We start from the raw sequence: 1,379 nt of genomic DNA on the forward strand, positions 1-1,379 counted from the left end.
AACCCACTGTAGGACCCGGCACCGACACTCTAGATTTAGCGAGTCGCAACCTCTTGACAGTCAGGCCCTTGTGAGAGTTACTTTCAATTCATGGCTACTTCCAAGATCTCCTCGGTCGCGGCATCCGCGGAGGCCCAGGCGGGACACCCCCGCCGGTGGTGGATCCTCGCGGCGCTTGCCCTCTCCCTCCTCGTCGTCGGCCTCGACGCCACCGTGCTCAACGTCGCGCTGAGCGACATCTCGCGCGCGCTCGGCGCGAGCACCACGGAACTCCAGTGGATCGTCAACGGCTACTCGCTCACCTCGGCGGTTCTGCTCATCCCCGCCGGGCTCCTCGGCGACCGCCTCGGGCGCCGCCTTGTCCTCGCGGTGGGCCTCGCCATCTTCGTGGCGGCGAGCGCTGTGGGCGCATTCGCGCAGAACCCCGCCGAGCTCATCGCCGCCAGGACCATCATGGGGATCGGCGCCGCGGCGGTCTTCCCGCTAGCGCTCTCGATCATCCCAACCGTCTTCGCGCCCGCCCAGCGCTCCAAGGCCGTGGCCGTCATGACCGCCGCGATGGGCGTCGGCATGCCCCTCGGACCGCTCGTGGGCGGCTGGCTGCTCGACAACTTCTGGTGGGGCTCGACGCTCCTCTTCAACGTGCCGACCGTCGCCGTGGCCCTCGCCGCGGGCCTCGCGCTCATCCCCGATACGCGGGATCCCAGCCCTCGGCGCGCCAACCTGTTCGGACTCCTGCTCACGGTCGCGGGCCTCACCGGCATCGTCTACGGGATCACGCAGGTTCCGATCGACGGCTGGGGTTCGGCGACCACCCTCGTGCCGCTGTGCGGCGGGGTTGCGCTGCTCGTCGCGTTCGGCGTCCTCGAGGCGCGCAGCGCCGAACCGCTCCTGGACCGCCGCCTCATCGGATCGCGCCTCTTCGTGTGGCCGACGGTCGCGACGGCCCTGACCTCATTCGTCATGATGGGGCTCCTGTTCGCGATCCCGCTGTACCTCCAGGCCTACCTCGGCGACTCGGCCCTCATCACGGGGCTCAAGCTCATGCCGATGATGCTCACGCTCGTCATCGGCTCGGGCATCTCGACGAGGCTCGGATCTCGGCTCGGGCTCAGGGTGCTCGTGCCCGCGGGGATCGTCATCTCGTCGGTGGGGTTCCTCGCCCTCCTGGGGATCACGCCGTCGTCCGACTACTGGCCCCTCTTCGCAACGCTCGCCGTGACCGGCTTCGGGTTCGGTGTCGCGATGCCTCCGGCCATGGCCGCGATGCTCGACGCCCTCCCGGACGGAGTCCAGAGCACGGGGACCGCGCTCAATCTGTCCGTCCGGCAGACCGTCGGCGCGCTCGGCGTCGCGGTCCTCGGAAGCATCCTCACGGC

General features: G+C 69.5%; 1 protein-coding gene. It reads left to right on the forward strand.

Going from position 1 to position 1,379, the window contains the following annotated elements; genetic code table 11:
- Nucleotides 1-90 precede the first annotated feature (90 nt).
- Nucleotides 91-1,379 (forward strand): MFS transporter (locus ACLN58_RS22220; RefSeq protein WP_415857374.1); only part of this gene is annotated, 1,289 nt, incomplete at its 3' end.

The sequence above is a fragment of the Sinomonas sp. G460-2 genome (assembly GCF_047759905.1).
Taxonomy (GTDB): Bacteria; Actinomycetota; Actinomycetes; order Actinomycetales; family Micrococcaceae; genus Sinomonas.